The sequence below is a fragment of the Janibacter sp. A1S7 genome (genome assembly GCF_037198315.1).
GTDB lineage: Bacteria > Actinomycetota > Actinomycetes > Actinomycetales > Dermatophilaceae > Janibacter > Janibacter alittae.
Map to the genome: position 1 here is coordinate 1,584,865 of NZ_CP144913.1, position 18,890 is coordinate 1,603,754.

Genomic DNA, 18,890 nt, shown 5'->3' on the forward strand with positions numbered 1-18,890 from the left:
AAGGGGCATCCGGTAGATGCGATCCTCTCACCTGACTCGTGCCACCGGGGTGTGTCACTGAGGGGTGAGGTCGAGGGCCTCGAGAATCGATCGTGCTGCCGGGGTGAGGCGGTCTTCGGCGAGGTGCTCGTGGCCGGCGATGCGCACGCGGATCTGTTGGATCGGTCGTAGCGTGTGGACGATCTTCTTGATGCTCATCCCGGTCTCGTCCTGGAGGTAGCGGGCGATGGCGAGGGCGGCGAAGACGATGGTCAGGTGGGCTTCGATGGCCTCGCGGGTGTGGTGAAAGATCGGGCGGGCGCGTAGGTCGCTCTTGCTCATCCGGAACGAGGCCTCGACCTGCCAGAGCGCGTGGTAGCTGGCGATGACCTCGCCCGCGGGCATCAGGTCGACGGGGATGTTGGTGACGTACCCCTTCAGCCCGACCAGCCGGAACGCACGGTGCAGGGACGCCTCGTCCAGCACGCGGTTACCGCCGGTGGTCTTGACGAAGCGTGGTGCGCGGGAGGCCTTCTCGCCGGCGATGACGGCCTTGGCGCGGTTCTCCTGCAGCGTCAACGTCTTCCTGTCCCGCACCGCACGCTTGCGCGAGTAGGCCCACACCGCCCGCCACGACGCCGGGAACGTCGCTGGGTCCCAGATGGGTTCGGCGCGCTTGGCCGCGTCGTTCTCCGCGCGAGCAGCGCTCGTGGCCTTCTTGGGGGTGATGGTGTCGATGACCTGCCCATCGGCGAATGCGTCGCCGTGCCAGCGGAAGTGGGAGGCCAGATCACCCGGAGCCTTGACCGCTCGGGAGCCGACGATGAACCGCAGACCGGCCTCGTCCAGCGCGCTCAGGTTCGAGGTCGAGAGCATCCCGGCGTCGGCGACGACGACCATGTCGCTCAGCCCGTGCCGGGCCTGGAACTGCTGGACGATCGGGATGATCGTGCTCGTTTCGGCCTTGTTGCCCTCGTAGCAGCCGATCTCCAGGGGGAACCCGTTGCGGTCGACGAGTAGCCCGACCACGACCTGGGGGTCGACCCGGCGCTCCTTGCTGAAGCCCACGCGTCGCAGCTCGTCCTCGTGCTCGGCCTCGAAGTAGAGCGTGTTGGGTCGGTCCGGGGCGCGGTGGCGGCATTGCTGCTGCCCCGTTTCCCCGGACCGCCCGCCGAACCCGCCGTGCGCCTTTCAACGCAACGGGCTCTCCACGAGGTGATGCCGTCAGGCGGCCGTGGCCGGGTCGTAGGGACTGGGGATCCGATTCCCGCGGTACCGATAGCGTCGAACCCGCACTTTCGTGGGGTCGAAGACGGCCACGTCCGTAGTCGCGATGGGTTTCCAACTGCCGTCTGGGCGGCGGAGCCATCGTTTGACCTTGGACCAGTTCCAGCGGCGCTGCTCGCGCTGCCACGCGACAAAGCGTCTCCAGGTGAAGTACCGAAGGAAACTGAATCGTCGCCCGGCGATGGCGTGGCGGAAGTAGGACGTCCACCCGCGCAGCGCCGCGTTGACCTCAATGATCACGTCCATCATGGGCCGTGGTGACCGGCGAGGGGTCAGAGCGCGGATGGTCTGTTTGATCCTCGCGAACGCTTTGTTGCTGATGAAGACCATGCAGCACCACTTGCCGCCTCCTCTGCGTTTCCTCCACTGGATGTGGAAGCCGAGGAAGTCGATCCCTTCGCGTAGGTGCGTGACGCGGGTCTTGGCCTCGGAAAGCCGCAGCCCGATCCCGGCCAGCACCTCGGCGGCCTGTTCTTTCAGGGCCAGCGCGTCATCCTTGCTGCCGTTGGTCATGATGACGAAGTCGTCCGCGTAGCGCACGATCCGCCAGTTGCCCAACCCGTGGTAACGACGTTTGGCGCGTTCAGCCTGGCTTGACTGGTCACCACCTGGCTTCCACGGGGCCATGATCGCCTCGTCCAGCACGGACAAGGCGATGTTGGCCAACAGCGGCGAGATGATCCCGCCTTGTGGGGTTCCCTCACTGGTCGCGGCCTGCAGACCGAGCTCATCAAGAACTCCGGCCTTGAGGAACGCGCGGACCAGTGCCACGGTCTTCTTGTCCTTGATCCGTTCCCGCACCAAACCCAGCAGGGCAGTGTGGTCGATGTGGTCGAAACATCCTTCGATGTCTGCGTCCAGCACCCACCGGTACCCGCTGGTGGCGTAGTGGTGGATCTCGGCGACCGCGTCATGGGCGCGCCGCTTGGGCCGGAACCCGTAGGAGACCGGCTGGAAGTCGGCCTCGAAGATCGGTTCCAGCACCATCCTCAACGACTGCTGCACGACCCGGTCGGTCACGGTCGGGATCCCCAACGGGCGCGACTTGCCGCCCGGCTTGGGAAGGAGCACCCGCCGCACCGGCGAGGGCCGATACGTGCCGTCCTTCAGGCTCGCGGCGATCCCATTCAGGAAATCCCCGATCTCACCCCGCTGGGCGATCTGACGCACGGTCACGCCGTCGACCCCCGCGGTGCGAGCCCCCTTGTTTCGTGCCACGTGCTGCCAGGCCACCCGCAGGTAGTCCGGGTGTGACACGAGGTTGAACAAGTCCCCGAACCGCTGATCGCGGTCGGTCTTGGCCCACCGGTGATACTTGATCTGCGTCCGCGCTACCCGCTCCCTGACTTGCTCCATCAAGGCTCGAGCGTCGGAGTTCACCAACGCCTCTTGCGCCATCGCAGTACCTCCTATCCATCCTCGCTGCCGCCCTTCCCGATGTGTCCGGCTTTCCCGGACTCGCAGTACTACGGCGGCTCCGCCAGCCCCCGGGCCGATCGGCAGGCGACGCACCCAGCCACACCGACCCGCGCTGGCTGTACAGGCTCGGCGGGCAGGCCCCGGGGACCTTCCCGTGTTCACTTGCTGTCCGCTGACCGAAGGAGGCACCCGGCTATCTGCCTGCGGCACTCGTCGGCGACTACTCCGTAGTCCTTCACCGCCGACCCGACCCGGGACATGTAACTCGTGCCCCGGGCGGTCCACCGCCCATCACTCCGGCAGGTGGCTGGCCGCGCCCGCCCCATATCCACTGGGTTTGAGGCGGTAGTACGTCAAGACAGGTGATGACACCGGTTCCTCGCGTATACCTCTTCGGCTTGCTCGCCGCGCCCACGCCATCCAACGGTGCTGACGCGACACGGCTTTGTCGGGGCTGCTCCCGCCCTCCCGCACGTCCCTGCGATCAGGCTGCCCCCAGCTACGGACTCCCTGCTACGGCAGGGAATCAGGCAAAGGTCTCTCACCTCCACTCGAACAACAAGCGCCTCACGGCGCACCGTCACGTCGTAGAGGCACAGCGACACATCTCCGCTGGTGGCGGCGTGGGTGAAGCACGCGGCCGCCACCTGGTCGCGATAGTCGCGTTCCTGCGCCCGCGCCAAGGAGCGGAACATGGTGCGCAGCGACGCATGTTCGACCCCGACCTCGTCCAGCACCCGCTGCGAGTCCGCCTTCGAGGTGGGCTCGATGATCCGGGCCAGCACCAGCTCCTTGAACGCGTCATCGGCCACGACGTCGAACCCGAGCCGGTCGTACACGCTCGACAGCACCCGCCACAGCAGCGCGGACCGCTTGCCCGTGATCACCCCGGGCCGCTCGGGGACACCCTCATCGTCGCCGGTGGCGCCGACCTCGAGGTCGAGGACCTGTTGTCCGGGTTGTAGTCGTCGGCGCGCTTGGGCCATCAGCACCGCAAGCTCGGCTTCCCCGCGGGCAGTACCGACATGCTCAAGGACCACGTCCCGCCCGGCGCGGCGCTCCGCGATCTGCACTTTCGTGCTCCCCGACCGCCCCGGCGACTTCCGCACGAACACCACAAGGCCCGAGCCTACCCAGCCCGGGGTGTGTCACTCAGCCCAACGACACCCCGAGAAATGGCCGAAAAGTCCACCTAGATCGCAAAGGAAACATCAAGTGGCACGAGTCAGGTCTCACAACCTCTCAGCTGTCTTCGATGACCCGAACCTCGTCTCGTGCGCCGGGCTGGCCCCAGCCATGGCACTGGCCCAGCGCGCGAGCCTGGCCGGCCTGGTCGGCCAGCACCTGAGCTTGAACACGCCCGGCAGCGCCAACGCGCACCTGAAGGTTCCCGCTCTGGTGGCGGGGATGGTCGCCGGTGCCGACTCCATCGATGACATGGACCTGCTGCGCCATGGAGGGATGGGCCGCCTGTTCACCGGGGTGCGCGCCCCGTCCACGCTGGGCACCTTTTTGCGGACCTTCTCCTTCGGGCACGTGCGGCAGCTGGACGCGATCGCCTCCCGGTTCCTGACCGGCCTGACACGCCACGCGCCGGTCCTGGCCGGCGCCGACCAGCTGGCCTACCTCGATGTCGACGCTCCCCCAAGCACTTCGTGCAGGGCGGTACCCCCACGATCAAGGCCACCCACGGGTACGCCAAGCAAGGCGTGGGGTACGGGTACAACCGCGTGAAGGGACTCAACGCGTTGATCGCCACGCTCTCTACCCCGGCCGCGGCGCCGATGACCGTGGGTACCCGGCTGCGGCGAGGCAACACCAACTCCGCCCGCGGCGCGGGCAAGTTCCTCGCCGACGCCCTGTCCACCAGCCGCTCCGCCGGGGCCACCGGCACGCTGATCGTGCGCGCCGACAGCGCCTACTACGGCCACGACGTGCCCGCCACAGCCGGCCGCGCCGGCGCCCGGTTCAGCGTCACCGCCCGAATGAATCCCACTGTGTCCGCGGCGATCTCGGCGATCCCCGCCTCGGCGTGGGCCCCGATCCGCTACCCCCACGCGATCTGGGACGAGGAGGAAGGCCGACTGATCTCTGACGCGGAGGTTGCCGAGGTCCCTTTCACCGCGTTCACCTCCCGCCGCAAGAGCGAGCACATCACCGCGCGGCTGATCGTGCGCCGGGTCAAGCGACTCAACCCCGTCAGCGTGCCTGCGGGCCAAGGCGAGCTGTTTGCCACCTATCGACACCACGGCGTGTTCGCCGACTCCCCGCTGATGCTCCAGGCGGAAGCCGCGCACCGTGCCCACGCCATCATCGAGCAGGTCCACGCCGACCTGCGCTCCGGCCCGCTGGCCCACGCGCCGTCGGGGTCGTTCGCGGCCAACAGTGCCTGGCTGGTGCTGGCCGCGATCGCGTTCAACCTCACCCGCGCCGCCGGCGCCCTGGCCTCGCTCTTCCACGCGAAGGCGACCACCGCCACCATCCGCGACCAGCTGATCGGCGTCCCGGCCCGGATGGCGCGCTCCGCCCGCCGCCTACGCATGCACCTGCCCAAGGACTGGCCCTGGCAGGACGCCTGGGAAGCGCTGTTCGCCGCCACCAGCGCGCCACCAGGATCGGCGAGGACCTGACCACCAGCCTCCACCAGGGGCACGACCAAGGACCTGCAAGTGGAAGGGCCGGGCAGACCGGCGGCTACCCCACGCCCGATTCCACGACCACCCGAGAACCGCGACTCACATAGCCGCAAAGAACCGGGACGGTGGATTCGGGTTCAGTGGGCGGCGGCTTGGGCGCGCACCCACGCCGCGGGTGGCGCGGCCAGCGGGCCGGCGGGCCGGCGGTCGTTCGGAATCCCTGCAGCATGTAGTCGCCGAACCAGCGCCAGGCCTCCAGGGCGAAAGGGGCGCGTTCCGCGGACCAGGCCGGCGTTTGCGTGCTGGAGCATGAGCAGGTCGCTGTGGTCAAAGTCGGGCCGGATGGCTCCGGTGTCTCGTGCCCGGTGGACCCCCGGGCTCGGGGTCACTGCGGACCCTCGCCGCGCCACCCTCGCCGTCGGGCGAAGGGGCCAAGGGGCCAAACGGGCCCGGCGGTCGCTGATGCCTACCGTCGAGGCGCTGAGGACGGCGCGGGCCGAGAGGTCGGGTTGCGACGCTCATGCTGTGCACCCGAGGCAACCTCGCGGTCTCTGGGTTCCGGTGGTGAGGGAGCGTCGGCCGGGATCGTGGCGGCGAGCCGGTAACGAAGGTCCTGTGCAGGCCGGTCGCCCAACGGCTGGTCGGCCACCAGTTGGCTGGCGATCGTGGTGATGTCGTGGCCGTCGACGTCGGCCTGGTGGATCATCGCGGCCAGTGCCGGCCAGTCCCCTTGGGCAGTCAGACGCGGGTCGAGCTCCTGGGCAAGGCCGGCCCACTGGTGGGCAGGTGGGGCCGCGTCGCTGCCCTCCATGCGGGCCCGCACGTCCCGGACCCCGTCGAGTTGTTCCTGAGCCACCTTGCGGGGGTCGCAGTTCCAAGCCAGCGCCTCCTTGGCCAGAGCCCCCCGCAGGGCGGGTTCTGCCAGTGCCAGCCGGTCGGAGATGAGGCGGGCCGAGGTGTCCCAGGCTGATGGGGAGTGCGCGGCCGCCACGCGCACGGCCTGGTCCATGGCTGCCGGTCCGGTCAGGTTCGTCAGTCTTTCCTCGAGCAGCACTTCGGCCAGGGGGTGAGCGCTCTCCAGGGTGGCCATGAGCGCGGTCTCGCCGCGGCGGGCTAGAACGTCGGCCGGATCTGAGCCTTCAGGGAACCGGGCCACGTCCGGAGAGAGGTTGTGCTGCGCCAGCAGCCAGAAGTCTCGCTCGGCCGCGACGCGGCCAGCTAGGTCGCCATCGGTGGCCACGATCGGCGTCTGACCAAGTGCCGCGAGCTGCGTGGCCTGCTCTTCGGTCAGGGAGGTGCCCAGTGGGGCCACGCCGACATGGGTGCCGCCGCTGGCTAGGGTGACGGCGATGGCGTCCATGGGGCCCTCTACCAGCACCGGTGTCGCTCCGGATCCGCTGAGCCGTGGGTGAAGGCCGTAGAGCTGGGCTCCTTTGTGGAACAGGGGAGTGTCCGCCGTGTTGAGGTACTTCGGCCCTGCCTTGTCTTCCTCGGCCAGCGAGGGGTGGCGGCGCCCGACGAAGCCGAGGACCTCGCCCCGGTCGGTGATGGGGAGGATCGCGCGATCACGGAAGCGGTCGATGAGTCGGCCGGTACTGGCTACGGTGGCGACACCCGTTGCGGTCATCTCCTGGTCGGAGATGCCGTGGGAACGCAGATGGTCCACGAGATTCGTCCACCCGGCCAGTGCGTAACCGGGAGCCACCTCGAGGTCGCCGGCCAGGTCGACACCGAAGCGGTCCGTGAGGTAGTCGTGTGCCCAGCTGCCGGCGAAGTGGTCCTCGAAGTACGCGCGAGTGAGGGCATTGATCTGCAGCATCCGCTCCGGCGAGGCAGGGCAGTCGTCCCACTCGACCGAGCGCTTGACCATGGCCTCGATGTCCGTGTCGTTGGGCCCGAGGGGGCCCATCACTTCCCGGTGCATCGCGGCCATCTGCAGACCCGTCTCGATGTCGAGCACATCGGCGGACGGTGAGGTTTCCGGCACCCCCGCGGGGCCATTGCCCTCTCCCTCGCCCCGCGCGGGCCCGTACCGCCACTCGTGCTGCGTCGGTGCATCAGCAGGGGGAGTGGTCCCGTGCCAGAGGTCCTCTGGCGGCTCGTCCTCAGGATGGGGCGGGCTCTCCTCGTCGGGGTGGGGTGGCGGGTCGGCAAGCACGGCCAGACGCCAGATCATGGCCATCGACTCATCGAGGTCCGCATCCGGCCGGGCCGCGGTGGCCATGACGTCCGGCAACGGCATCCCCCGCTCGCGACTGTGCTCGACGGCGGTGACGAGAGAGGGCCAGGAGCTGCTCGCCTGCATCGCGTTGGCGCGTTCCGCGCCGACCATGTCAGTCAAGCTCGGGAGCCATTTGGGCGCTAGCGCATCGGAGACCGGGGCCTCGTCGACGGCGGAGTCGGAGGTGTGGCGGCTCAGGCGCCACCACATCGCTCCCGCGGCGTGGTCGTCGGGCAGTTTCCCGATCGCCGCCGCACTGTGCACCAGGTCGCGAGTGGGCAGGCCCGCGCGGGACATCGCGGCGACTCGCTCGGCGAGCAGCGGGAGGAACGGGTCCCGGGACATGTCGGGGGAGAACTGCTGAAGGAATCCACCCCACTCCTTCAGTGCGGGTTGCCGGTCCTTCGTGATGGCCGCGTTGAGGTGGCGCTGCCATGTGGCCTGCGCCTTCTGCATCGTCGGAGCCCCGGTGGGACGTCGATCCTTGCTGGGCACCTGCATGGCGGCACGCCAGACCTGCACCTCACCCAGGACGTCATCGGCGGGTCGAGCAGTGCCCTGCCGAGCCCATTCGGGCGCCCTCGTCTGCGTGCGCGCGTTCTCGCGGACCTGATCGGCGAGGCTGCTGAGCAGTTCCGCCCTGGCCTCGAGGTATGGCCCCCAGGTGGGGTCCTGCTTGAGACTGTCGGGGACGGCCGGGACCCACGGCAACGGGCCGGTGCTCGCATTGCGCAAACCAGTGCCGTCCAGGCGCCAGTCAAGGACCGCTGCCGCGTCGTAGGCCGTGGTCAGGGCCCGGCCGGTGGCGGCGGTCTCCAGGCGCTTGATCGGGTCAGCGCCCTGCGCGTCGAGCAGGATCAGGTGCGCGCGCAGGGCCGGCCACGCCGGCTGATCAGTGATCCCTTCGACGATCCGTTCTGCATCGCCGTCGAGGGTTTGCACGCGTGGGCCCATGCGCTCTTCCGCGGCGACGTAGAGAGCGTCGATGTACCGGGTTGCGGCGTCTCCGAGTCGGGTCTCTGGCTGTGCGTCGAGGCGCGACTGCGTGGTCGCGGAGACGGGGGAGTCGTCGCGGGCGAGGATCCCTTCGAGGATGTCGGTGGCGGTGGGGGCGACGATGTTGTCCGGCCGGATGACGTTGTGCTGGTCGCCGTCACCGACGACCTCGAGGTAGATCTCGTTGGACAGTCGTCCCCGGGTGAGCATGGTGTAGATCTGCTGGCGTGACTCTTCCCCTGTGGCCAGGCCGTGCATGGCGTCGACCGAGACTCCTTGTGCGGCGTGGATGGTGGTGGCGTAACCAAGTTCGGTGGACTGAGCGACATAGTCCGCTCGGAGGGTCACCGAGAGCCCGTTCTGGGCGTGCTGAGCGCTGACAGCGCCGTCGTCGTGGACGTCGAGGATGGTCCAACGGTCACCGTTCTTGACCCAGTCCGTGTCGCTCATTCGCACCCGGCGGTCGTTGGAGCGGGTGATGATGAGGTCACCGATCGAGGCGCTGAGGCCATCCGAGAGCGTGACCTGTCGACCGGGGGAAGCGCCTTCGAGCCGGTCGGCGCGGGCACGCTGATTCAGCTCGGCCACGAGTTCACGCGTGGGCGCCAGCATGATCGCGTCTAGGCCTCTGGAGCGATCGGTCTGCCACCCCGCGAACACGTCTTCGGTCATCGTCGCCAGGTCACCGACGTGCGCGCGGCCGTTGTCGAGGTAGAAGCCCAGCGCCTCAACCCGGCCTTCCCGCAAGGCCAGCGACGCCGCACCTTCGGCCGGGTCGGCGAAGCGCATAAGCTCGCTCAGTCGCAACGAGCCGTGGCTGGCGTCGATGTCGCGCAGGACTCCGCCGGCGCCGATCGCGGCCAGCTGCTGGTCATCTCCGATGAGCCTGACGTTGGCGCCGCGCTCGAGGATGAACTGCACGGCACTGTCCAGCGAGAGGGTGTCAGCCATGCCCGCTTCGTCGATGACCACAAGGGTCTCCGGCCCGATGGCGTGGGCCCACTGAGGCAGGTCGTCGTGCTCGATGCCCCACGTCAGCTTGGCCAGCGTGTCGGCGGAGGTGTCGATCTGCTCGCGTAGCGCGGCTGCTGCCGCGGCGGAGGGCGCGAGCCCCAGAACCGTTCCGCCGGAGTTGGCCCAGGCCGAGGACAGGGTCCGCATCGCGGTGGTCTTCCCGGCGCCTGCGGGGGCGATGGCCAGCTGCAACCGGGCCCCGGAGGTGGCCATGCCGCGCACCAGGGCGGACTGGCCGGCATTGAGCGTGATCCCGTTTGCGGTGGACTCCAGCAGGGCCAGGTCGACCGCTCCCGCGGTGGCCGTGCGCCCATCCCGCAGCCCGGCCGCGTCCACGATCCGTTGCTCTGCGCTCATCACGCGCACGGAGCTGTACCGGTCGGCGCCGTGCACCGTGTAGACGCTCTGCTGGTCCCGGCGACGCAACTGTGCGGGTTGTGCAATGCCGTCATCTGAGTGAGCGAGGCGCACCGACTCCTTGGTGAGAACCCGTGCGACGAGCCGGTCAACGACCCGGTCGACGTCGTGCGTGGCGACGTTGGCGCCGCGCACCCGCCGCTGAGCCTCGGCCCGGACGTGCCACACCTGCCAGGTGCTGCGGCGAGATTCGATCGTGCTGAGGATCGAGGCGCTGGTGTGCGATATCCACGTCTTACTTACTCGCTCACCCCGGCCAGCGGAGGGGTGTAGCGCCCCGCGGATCATCAGTTCCACCTTGGGTCGGCCACCCAGAACCTCGTTGGCCTGGCCGTGCCAAAGCAGCCGTTGCTCAGCCAAGCTACGCGGCTGCTTCTTCGCTTCCCGGGTCTCGAGGGTGGCCTTCTGCGCTAGCCGGATGGACTCGACGGGCGTCGGCGGGCGGCCGTGACTGCGCTGGAACTGGTGCGCGAGCTCGCTGCGCCGCGCTTCGATGCTGGCGCGCCGCGCAGACCACCTCTCGTTCAGGCGGGGGTCGACACCGACCACTTCTCGTACCGGGCGCTTGCGCGCATCGGTGGCGGGACGCTTGGCGAACTGAAGGCCCAGGGAGTCCCCGAGGTGCTTCTCCAAGGCGGTGTTGTAGGTCTCGGAGGCGGTGACATTGGCTTTGTAGAGCACGCGACCGTCGATGCTCAGCCACCGACCGTCCTCGGTCTGGACCTTGTTGGCGACAGCGACGTGGGTGTGCAGGTCCGGGTCGCCTGCACGGCTATCGCGGTGGGTGAAGGCTGTGGCGACGAGCCCGCGGACCTCGAGCTGGCGCACCCCGTTGGTCCCGGTGCGGGTGTAAAGGGCGTGCTCTTCGATGAACCGCAACGTGTCCTTGACCGCGGCCTGATGGGCCTGTTCGATCAGCGCGGCGGTCTGCAGGTCGGCGACGGCCCACAATGCGCTAACACTCTTGACCGGGGAGAACGTCAGGTCGTATCCAGCGACGGCGGTGGTCCGCGGCCGGGAGCTCTTGGCGATCGTGGCCGCGATCTCACGGGCATCGTCGGGGTCGCGACCGTGCTCGCTGCGGAAGAACTCGGACGCCACCTGGGTGCGGATGCGGGCCCGGTCGTCGACCGGGACGGCCCAGTCGCGCGGATGGCCCCGATCTTCGTTCCAGTCGCCCAGGCGCTGGGCGACCTCCATCCGAAAGGGGGAGACGTCGTTGGAATAGACCTTGTACGGCATCCCCAACCGGGCGGCGTCACGGTAGTCCCGAGCGGTCAGATCCGGCCCGGCGAGACGGTTCTGACGCTCTTGGGCCAAGGGGTGATGGCCCGACCCGAACAGCGCCTGCATCTGCTCGGCCGTGACGACCGACCCGGCCTCGAGCCCATCGATGCCTCGCACCCCCGAGCCAATCCACGTACCCGGTGCCTCGCCCCGCTCCGTGTAGTAGCTGCTCAGGCCGGTGTGGCCCTTCTCGGTGCTGTCGTGCGCGGCGACCTGGCGAGTCAGGTAGTCATACCCGCTGCCCGCGGTCAGCTTGTGCATCGACATCGTCACACCTAGAGAAAGCCGAGAAATCGCCCCTGGCGGTCAGTCATTGAAACTGAAACAACCGGGAATGCATGAGGTGTGTACGACTTGAAGATTTGGGTCTGTTCGGGGGTACGTGGGAGTGGCTTGGGCTGGTGAGTGGTCCGGGCTCGGGAAGGGGTGGACGAATGGGTCGGTGGGCGCGGGTGGGGGTGGTGACCGTCGGGGAAGTGGGGGAGGGCTTTGGTCGATGGAAGTGGCTGGAGACGAAGCGAAGGAAGTGTGTGGGCGTGGCTGGATCGGTGCGGCAGGAGGCACGGCGCAAGGCGCTGGATGCTCAGGCGACGATGAAGGAGGAGCGCAAGAAGAAGGAGAAGCGACTCAGCGGTCTGGGGGTGGACCTGATGACGGCCATGGAAGAGCGCGACGCCACGGTGGCGCGATGCGATGCGAAGGCGGGCGCGACCCTGCGGAAGATGACCGACGAGGAGGGCCTGAGCCTGCGGGAGGCACTGGAGTGGTGCGGTCCGGACGTGACCCGAGCCGAGGCGGCGCGGCTGCGCAAGATCGGCACGAACCGCTACGGCGATGGCGAGGCGCAGGAGAGCGAGACCGTCGAGGCAGCAACCGAGACCGAGGAGAGCTCGACCTCGGAACCTGCCCAAGGGTGAGAGGCGCGTGAGCGGACGACGGTTGGACCGGGAGGGGCGCGCACATCTGGCAGCGTCCGTGACGAACCCGGACATCGTCGCCCGATGGCGGGCCAAGACGGTCCGGGTGCCGGGCTCGGACTGTCTGTGGTGGACGGGCGCGATCAGCGGACGCGGTCATGGCCGGTTCTGGTACGCCCCCGGACGGGTCGTCATCGCCCACCGATTCGCCTGGGCCCTGGCCTACGGGGTGGAGTCGCTGGTCGGCATTGAACTCCTGGGGCATCGCTGTGACAACCCGCTGTGTCAACGGATCGGGCCGGATCATGTGGTGGCCTCGTCCTACGTCGAGAACCGCCGCGAGTGGGCGATCCGGAAGCAGATCACCGGCTCGCCGCTGGACGATCCTCGGGGTTACGACGGAGGGCGCGGGAACTGCGCGATCTGGCGCGGCGTGACCCGATGCTCGTGGCGGCGGAGCTGGACCGCCTGCGTGCGATCTACGGCGAGCAGCTGACGCTGTGGTGACCCGGGCGGAGAGGACGGCGCCAGGTCACCACAGCGTCAGGGTTGAGCAGGGCCCCCGCTCGCGGTGTCGGCGTCACGCGAGGGAGGCCCTGCGGCTTGTGGGTCAGGCCGGGGCGAGCGCGGCCCACGCCTTGTGCTTGATCCGGGTCGGCTCGTCGCTGGTGAGCAGCCGGAGGGCCCGCGCGTCGGCCTTGCCGGACTTGGCGCGCACCGGGGCGAAGTGGTCGACGTACTCGGCAACCGACTGGTAGCCGGCCCACGCGGTCTGCCGGATGCCGGCCTGGGTGTTCGCGTCGAACCACAGCCGGTCGAGGTTGGCGACACGTTCACGCTCGGCGGTCTGGGCTCGCTTGCTTGCGTCTCGGTCGAGCGTGCCGAACACGCGGGCGGTCATGTCGGCGAACCCGGCGTCGGTCATGGTCGTGTTGATCAGTCGCTCGGCCTCGGCCTCGAACTCTTCGGCGTAGGCGAACGTCAGCCCCAGGGCTTCCCGGGCCGCCTGCACGGCGGCCTTGGCGTTGCGCGTGTGCCGGATGCTGATGCTCGCCTTGTGCGACCGCAGGGCAGCGGCCTGAGTGTTGGCGCAGACCACCCGGACCGGGGTGACGAGCAGCCGGAAGGCGCTCGAGCCGTCGTGGCTGTTCAGCGCGGCGATGTTCAGGTCGACGCGGTCACTGCCGCCGACGTTCAGCGACTCGGGCAGTCGCATGGTGACGAACACCTGACGCCCCCCGCGCAAGGACCCGGCCGTGTCGAAGATGGCGCCGGACTCGTCGGCCAGGCGGTTGAGGAACTCGGCGTGGTCCTCGTTCTGCAGGGGGTGGTACGCGCTGCCGACCACGCCGAGGGCCTCCGGGGCCTGGGTGAAGGGGTTCGTCCGGACGGTGGCGAAGCCGGGCACGTCGAGCGGGGTGACGCCCTCACTGGTGATCTCCGATGCCGACAGCGGCACCTTGCGCACGTCCCAACCTCCGAGGTGGCCGAGAGTCATCGCCTGCTCGGCGGTGAAGGCTTCTCCCTCGATGGTCGTGCCGAGCCGGTGCCACGGGTCCGTTCGGGCGAACAGGGCAGCGGCGCGGTTTCCGTGGGTCTCGATCTGGTGGCTCATGTCGGGTTCCTCTCCCGTGGTGATGTGCTGATGAGTCCTACTCACTTCTTTCTCTTCTACTGGGGCGGGAGTTCTCCACAGATGAACTCCCGCCCCAGTAGGTTGGGGAAAGATCAGGTGGTTGCGGGGCTGGCGCAGCTGGCCCGCATCTGGTCGACGGCGCTGCCGAACCACACGGGCGGTCGCGGTAGCCACGCGGGGACGGGCTCGCGGGTGTGTGGCGACTCCACGAAGTAGGGGTACTCACGGTCGGAGTGGTGGCCGTAGCCGACGACGAAGACGATCAGCCAGAATCCCGTGTCTGCGGTGAACGCGACCCAGCGGGCGGTGTGGGCGGTGAAGTCCTGGCCGCCGGTGTCGCGGGCCTCGCCGTGGGTGGGTAGGTGGACCTCGACGCGGTTCGGGGTGGGGTCCATGGTCAAGCCACCTCCTCGTCCTCGTCGGTGGCCGTGAGCAGCTGCTCGACCTCGCTGGCCTCGTAGCCCCATCCGGTCATCACTGCCATGACGCGGCGGTCCCACGTGCTCGGGTTGCGCCACGTGTGCACGTCAGTGCTGTCCTCCCATGCCAGCAGCACGGCGGCGAGGGTGCGCATCGTCAGCGCCTTGGCGGTGGCGGGCTGGGTGGACAGGGTGGCGCACTCTGCGGCCACGGCGCGGTAGTCGCCGAGCTCGCTCTCGCTGCCCAGCGTGGAGCGCAGCATCGCGTGGCTGTTCTGCATCGCCCTCGTGAGGCTGTGCGGGGCGATGATCATCGCCTCACAGATGACCGCCTCGGCCCCCTTCGGCGGGGTCTTGCGGGTGACGAAGCCGGCAAGCCACTGTCGGCGCACCGTTTCCGCGCTACGCCACGCCGCGTTGTTCTCGCGCACGAGGCGGCGCTCCTGACGCTCCGCCTCGGCCTGTGCCTCGGCTGCTGCGGGGTCGGCCTCGGCGACGGGGGAGGGGCCGCGCGAATCTCGCTGGTAGCGGTAGCGCAGTCCAGCGGCCTCCGGGTCGGTGCACACCCACGTATGTACGTAGACCTCTCGCGCCTCCTCCGGCTGCTCCTCGTCTTCGTCCTCGTCGTCGTGGTTGGGGTATTCCCATTCGAGGGAGACGACGACGGCGAGCCCGGGCAGGCCCTCGCGCTGCTCGTTGGTCACCTCCTCGCCCTCGATGGTTACGAGGTTGTCCAGGCGCATCCGGAACAGGTCACCGGGGGCGGGGCAGTCGTCGGGGTCAAGCGCAGGGACGCCCTCCGCGCGCAACCGCTCGGCCTCGGCCTTGAGCCCTTCGCGCTCGGCTCGCTCGTCGCGCAGTCGCTGCACGGCGTGGTCGATGGGGTGGCCCCATTCGATCGAGCGCGCGAGACGGGCCGTGGCCACGTCGTCGGCCTCGAACTCGGCCAGCGCGGCGGCTTGCGCCAGCGTCAAGCCCTGGCTGTCCATGCGCTCCCGGGTGGCGTCGCTGCCGACGACGGCCAGAGCGGCCTTGACGGTCTCGCGCTTGACGGCGGTGCGCTTGGCGATCTGGGCGGCTGAGACACCCAGCAGCGCCAGCTGCTCGACGCCGTCGCGCAGCTCACTCTCGTGCATCGCGGTCCGGTGAATGTTCTCGCTCATCTGGTCGATGATCCGGTCGGTTTCCTCGGGAGGCTCGACGATGCGCACCGGGACGGTGCCGCTCGGTGTGCCGACCTCTGCGGCGGCGAGCGTGCGGCGCTGTCCGCGCTGGACGACCAGAGTGCCGTCCTCGTCCTCGTGCGCGGTGATCGCCTCGATCACCCCACGCGCCTTGATCGAGGCCGTGAACTCCTTCGCCTTCGGGTGGGTGTCCAGCCGAACGTTCGCGCCGATGGTCAGTGTCTTCGGGTCGACTTCAACGACCTGCCCGACGGTATGCGTGGTGGTGGTACTCATGTTCTTCTCCCGATGTGTAGACTAGAAAGAACTGACAATGACTATTCTGGTGATTCGGGGCATTCCATGGCAGGGGCTGACTGGCGTTGTGGAGGACCGGGCCCGCCAGACGCGGCCTGGGGATGAGGGCCTGGGTCGCGCGGCTACATCTGGTTCGATGGACAGTGACCAGACTCGAGACGGTCCGGGAATGCACCCGGGTGGGTGTTAGTCCGATAGTCCGAGTCACCCGAAGAGTGGGAGGAGCCCGATGATGGGGGAGGGCGACAGCCCAGTCGGGCTGTACTGGGATCCCGAGACCTGGGGTCGAGCCCGAGCGGCCTACGTCTCGGACCTCGACCGGGACCCGGAGTGCCCGGATGCCTATATCGGGTGGCTCCACCTGGCGATCGAGGGCCACGTCGAGCGCGGCCATCGGGCCCGTGCAGAAGCGGGGATCGAGCAGCCGGCTCGTCGTCGCTCTGGGCAGGGTCTGACCCGCACGTACCCTCTGAAGGACTCCCTGGTGGAACGCATGGAGGACGCGATCGCTGCTGATCGCCGGGAGGACGGCCGCTTTCTTGGGCCCTCGGCGTTTGTGCACGAGGCCGTCACGTTGGCTATCGACGAGGCGATCGCTCGCCGCGGTGGAGTCGAGCTGCCTCCACCTCCGGCCAAACTGACCACTCGGCCGCGACGGCGCGGCGCCCAGGGGGAGGTTCGTCCATGACAGGCCATCGCCTATCCAGATGCTCTCGCCCAGAGGAGCCACGGCACGAGACCGTTTCGTGTAGGATCTCTAAAGAATATAAACGGCTATAAACGAGGGGGAGTCGTGGCGTCTGGCCGGAATCCGTTCACCCCGACATTCGGAGTGTCCCCTCCCGTGCTGGCGGGGCGAGAGGAGATCCTCGGCGACTTTGAGGTCGCCTTGGAAGAAGGCCTGGGATCGCCTGGTCGCGCGGCGTTGTTCACGGGCTTGAGGGGCTCGGGTAAGACGGTACTCCTCAACGCCTTGGAGGGCCGGGCCCACGAGCGCGGGTGGGCGGTCATCTCTGTCACGACCCGGCCAGGGGTTGCCGGCGAGATTGCGCAGACCCAAATTCCGGCTCTGCTGGCGCAGCATCACCCTGGCGGCGCGACGGAGTCGGTCGTGACCGGCGGCAACGCGTCCGTGGCGGGGTTCGGGGGCGGGCTCACTCGGGAACAGCGCGACCGCTTCCCGGTCGAGGCGTCGTTGCGTTCCGGCCTGACGGCGCTGGCTGATGTCATGGCTGCGCGGGACGCCGGCGTGTTGATCACGGTCGATGAGCTGGGGACGGACGGGGCGCGCGACCTGCAGGAGATCACTCAGGTTGTTCAGCACTGCTTCCGTGAGGGCCGTGAGGTTGCCTTCGTAGCGGCCGGGCTGCCTTCCCAGGTCTCGCCCTTGCTGAGCGCTCCGGGGACAACCTTCCTTCGTCGAGCCGAGCAGGCGCACTTGGGGCAGGTCTCTGACGCAGATGTCGCGGCCGCCATCCGGGGACCGATCGTGCATGGTGCGAAGACGATCCCTGACGAAGCCCTCAGAGCCGCGGCACGAGCCACCCAGGGCTACCCCTTCATGGTTCAGCTGGTCGGTTACCACTCGTGGCGTGCCGCCAGGGGCGTGGACACGGTCACGGCCGAGCACGTCGAGGAAGGAGTGCAGGCGGCCGCCCGTCGCGTGGGGAGGCTGGTTCACGAGCCGGCGTTGTCCGAGCTCTCTGGCATTGACCGCTCCTTCCTCACGGCCATGGCCCGGGACGAGGGACCAAGTCGTGTGCGCGACGTCGCCGACCGTCTCGGGGTCGGTGGCAGCTACGCCAGCGTCTACCGCGCCCGGTTGATCAACGCCGAGATGATTTACGCGCCCGGGTGGGGCGTCGTGGACTTCACCCTGCCCTCAATGCGCGAGTACCTGCGCGAGCACGCCGTCACGGAACTGGCGATGGACACGCCGCGTCCTCGCCTGGCGGCGAGCGAGGAGACGGAGCGTCGTCATGACTGGCCGAGTCCCACACCCGGCCAGCCACCGCCTGACCCATACCAGTGACGGGCCGGGGTGGGGGCCGCGAGCTTGTGTAGAAGAGCCAGAATTCAGGCCCGAGTGCCCTCGGGTGAGTTGGCGCGGATCTCGCCGGAGTGGCTCGGCTCAGATGAGGTATGGCGCGATGGTGGCCCCGACTCCGACCACCAGGGCGAGCACCAGCATCCACAGCGCCACGACGCTGCTTCCTGTTCCTGGATCTCCCCTTTGCACGGGGCCTGAGAGTAGACCCCAGTGGCGGGGGCTGCATGTCGAGAGAGAGTAGATGGCCTGCCTACCGTGATCGACGGACCCGGTCTGAGCGCTCTCGCGCCCGTGTGGGTCGAGGCGCTGGAGCATGAGGGTGTGGCCTCGCGGGTTCATTTGGCGCTCTGGCTGGATGAGCACCGCGAGTCTCCCGAGGCGAGTGACGTGGATGCGCTCGTGCGTCGGGTGCGCGACGGAGTGCGCCTCGTCGATCTGGCCACCGAGAAGGGGTGGACCGCGCACAGTCAGGTCCAGGCGTGGCTGCACCGCACCGCGTTCCGGCTGATCGTCCCGCATCTGGAGAACGTGGGCGCCTGGCACCAAGCTCGACAGACCGGCGTCCCGGACGTGGAGATCGGGCAACTGTCCGGAACGCTGCCTGAAGTCGTCGCCCTCGCCCTGGATGGGTGGCAGGCCGTGCGTAGTGGAGCCTTCAACGAGACGAAGGCTCTCGAGGCGCACCGACGCTGGTGCGCCGGCGGTTCTCGAGCAGAGGTGGCTGGCGTGCTCGGGATAGCCGCCCAGCGGCTGAACCGTCAGTTGAACACGGGCGAGAGTCAACTTCTGCCGCGCCGATTGACCACCACGGGTCTGCGGGCTCGCTTCGGTTGGACCCCCTCCGCAGTATCGCTCTACCGCAGCAAGGGCGTGCTGCCGCTCGCCGACGGACGCGACGGTCAGCGCGACTGGTGGTGGGAGCCAACGATCGAGGCATGGGAGCAGACCGCCGGGTTGTCTTGGTGCGAGGACTGCCATCACGCCTTCGTCAGCCCCACCGGTCTGCGGGAGCACTGCACCCGCGTGCACGGCTGATGAAGAGCGAGTCTCGACACGGTCCGGTCGACACCGACGTGACTGGGCGATGTTGAACCGCCTACGTGCTGTCTGCGGCAGGGGTGACCGCCGACA

10 protein-coding genes and 3 pseudogenes are annotated in these 18,890 nt (G+C 68.7%); 6 read left to right on the plus strand and 7 right to left on the minus strand.

The features are described 5' to 3' along the window. Positions 1–54: 54 nt before the first annotated feature. The 3 genes and pseudogenes from V1351_RS07600 to V1351_RS07610 form a co-directional block, all read right to left on the minus strand. A pseudogene (locus tag V1351_RS07600) lies at positions 55–1,089 on the minus strand (IS1634 family transposase); the annotation flags it as partial. A gap of 114 nt (positions 1,090–1,203) precedes the next feature. After that, a complete protein-coding gene (ltrA, locus tag V1351_RS07605; RefSeq protein ID WP_338747878.1) occupies positions 1,204–2,778 on the minus strand; it encodes a group II intron reverse transcriptase/maturase in 1,575 nt (524 codons plus the stop codon). Between the two features lie 485 nt (positions 2,779–3,263). Next, positions 3,264–3,803: pseudogene (locus V1351_RS07610) on the minus strand (IS1634 family transposase); the annotation flags it as partial. A gap of 178 nt (positions 3,804–3,981) precedes the next feature. Between V1351_RS07610 and V1351_RS07615 the strand changes: the two are divergent. Next, a pseudogene (locus tag V1351_RS07615) lies at positions 3,982–5,315 on the plus strand (IS1380 family transposase). A 472-nt stretch (positions 5,316–5,787) separates the two neighbouring features. Here V1351_RS07615 and mobF read toward each other — a convergent pair. Further along, on the minus strand, positions 5,788–11,523 hold the full coding sequence (gene mobF / locus V1351_RS07620; protein ID WP_338752261.1) for a MobF family relaxase: 5,736 nt from the start codon (positions 11,521–11,523) through the stop codon (positions 5,788–5,790). 269 nt (positions 11,524–11,792) lie between these two features. Between mobF and V1351_RS07625 the strand changes: the two genes are divergently transcribed. Beyond that, on the plus strand, positions 11,793–12,173 hold the full coding sequence (locus V1351_RS07625) for a hypothetical protein (protein ID WP_338752263.1): 381 nt from the start codon (positions 11,793–11,795) through the stop codon (positions 12,171–12,173). Between the two features lie 58 nt (positions 12,174–12,231). Next, on the plus strand, positions 12,232–12,669 hold the full coding sequence (locus tag V1351_RS07630) for a hypothetical protein (RefSeq protein WP_338752265.1): 438 nt from the start codon (positions 12,232–12,234) through the stop codon (positions 12,667–12,669). 114 nt (positions 12,670–12,783) lie between these two features. Here the strand turns inward: V1351_RS07630 and V1351_RS07635 are convergent, their stop codons facing one another. The 3 genes from V1351_RS07635 to V1351_RS07645 form a co-directional block, all read right to left on the minus strand. Further along, positions 12,784–13,788, minus strand: coding sequence for a DUF932 domain-containing protein (locus V1351_RS07635; RefSeq protein ID WP_338752266.1), 1,005 nt, complete (start codon positions 13,786–13,788; stop codon positions 12,784–12,786). A 113-nt stretch (positions 13,789–13,901) separates the two neighbouring features. After that, the gene (locus V1351_RS07640) at positions 13,902–14,204 is read right to left on the minus strand and encodes a hypothetical protein (RefSeq protein ID WP_338752268.1); all 303 of its coding nucleotides are present in this window, start codon (positions 14,202–14,204) and stop codon (positions 13,902–13,904) included. A gap of 2 nt (positions 14,205–14,206) precedes the next feature. Then, entirely contained in the window at positions 14,207–15,688 is a 1,482-nt protein-coding gene (locus tag V1351_RS07645) for a ParB/RepB/Spo0J family partition protein (protein WP_338752270.1), read from the minus strand. A gap of 250 nt (positions 15,689–15,938) precedes the next feature. Here V1351_RS07645 and V1351_RS07650 point away from each other — a divergent pair, with 250 nt between their 5' ends. The 3 genes from V1351_RS07650 (at position 15,939) to V1351_RS07660 (ending at position 18,794) form a co-directional block, all read left to right on the plus strand. Then, positions 15,939–16,397: a hypothetical protein gene (locus V1351_RS07650; RefSeq protein ID WP_338752272.1), complete on the plus strand. Its 459-nt coding sequence runs from the start codon at positions 15,939–15,941 to the stop codon at positions 16,395–16,397. 156 nt (positions 16,398–16,553) lie between these two features. Beyond that, complete coding sequence (locus tag V1351_RS07655; protein WP_338752274.1) at positions 16,554–17,741, plus strand: ATP-binding protein; 1,188 nt, start codon at positions 16,554–16,556, stop codon at positions 17,739–17,741. Positions 17,742–18,014: 273 nt separating this feature from the next. Continuing rightward, entirely contained in the window at positions 18,015–18,794 is a 780-nt protein-coding gene (locus V1351_RS07660) for a hypothetical protein (RefSeq protein WP_338752275.1), read from the plus strand. Positions 18,795–18,890 lie beyond the last annotated feature (96 nt).

Excerpts from the sequence above, each read along its gene's own strand:
- mobF (WP_338752261.1), bottom strand. The coding sequence starts at position 11,523 with ATGTCGATGCACAAGCTGACCGCGGGCAGCGGGTATGACTACCTGACT.
- V1351_RS07635 (WP_338752266.1), bottom strand. The coding sequence starts at position 13,788 with ATGAGCCACCAGATCGAGACCCACGGAAACCGCGCCGCTGCCCTGTTC.
- V1351_RS07640 (WP_338752268.1), bottom strand. The coding sequence starts at position 14,204 with ATGGACCCCACCCCGAACCGCGTCGAGGTCCACCTACCCACCCACGGC.
- V1351_RS07645 (WP_338752270.1), bottom strand. The coding sequence starts at position 15,688 with ATGAGTACCACCACCACGCATACCGTCGGGCAGGTCGTTGAAGTCGAC.
- V1351_RS07650 (WP_338752272.1), top strand. The coding sequence starts at position 15,939 with ATGATGGGGGAGGGCGACAGCCCAGTCGGGCTGTACTGGGATCCCGAG.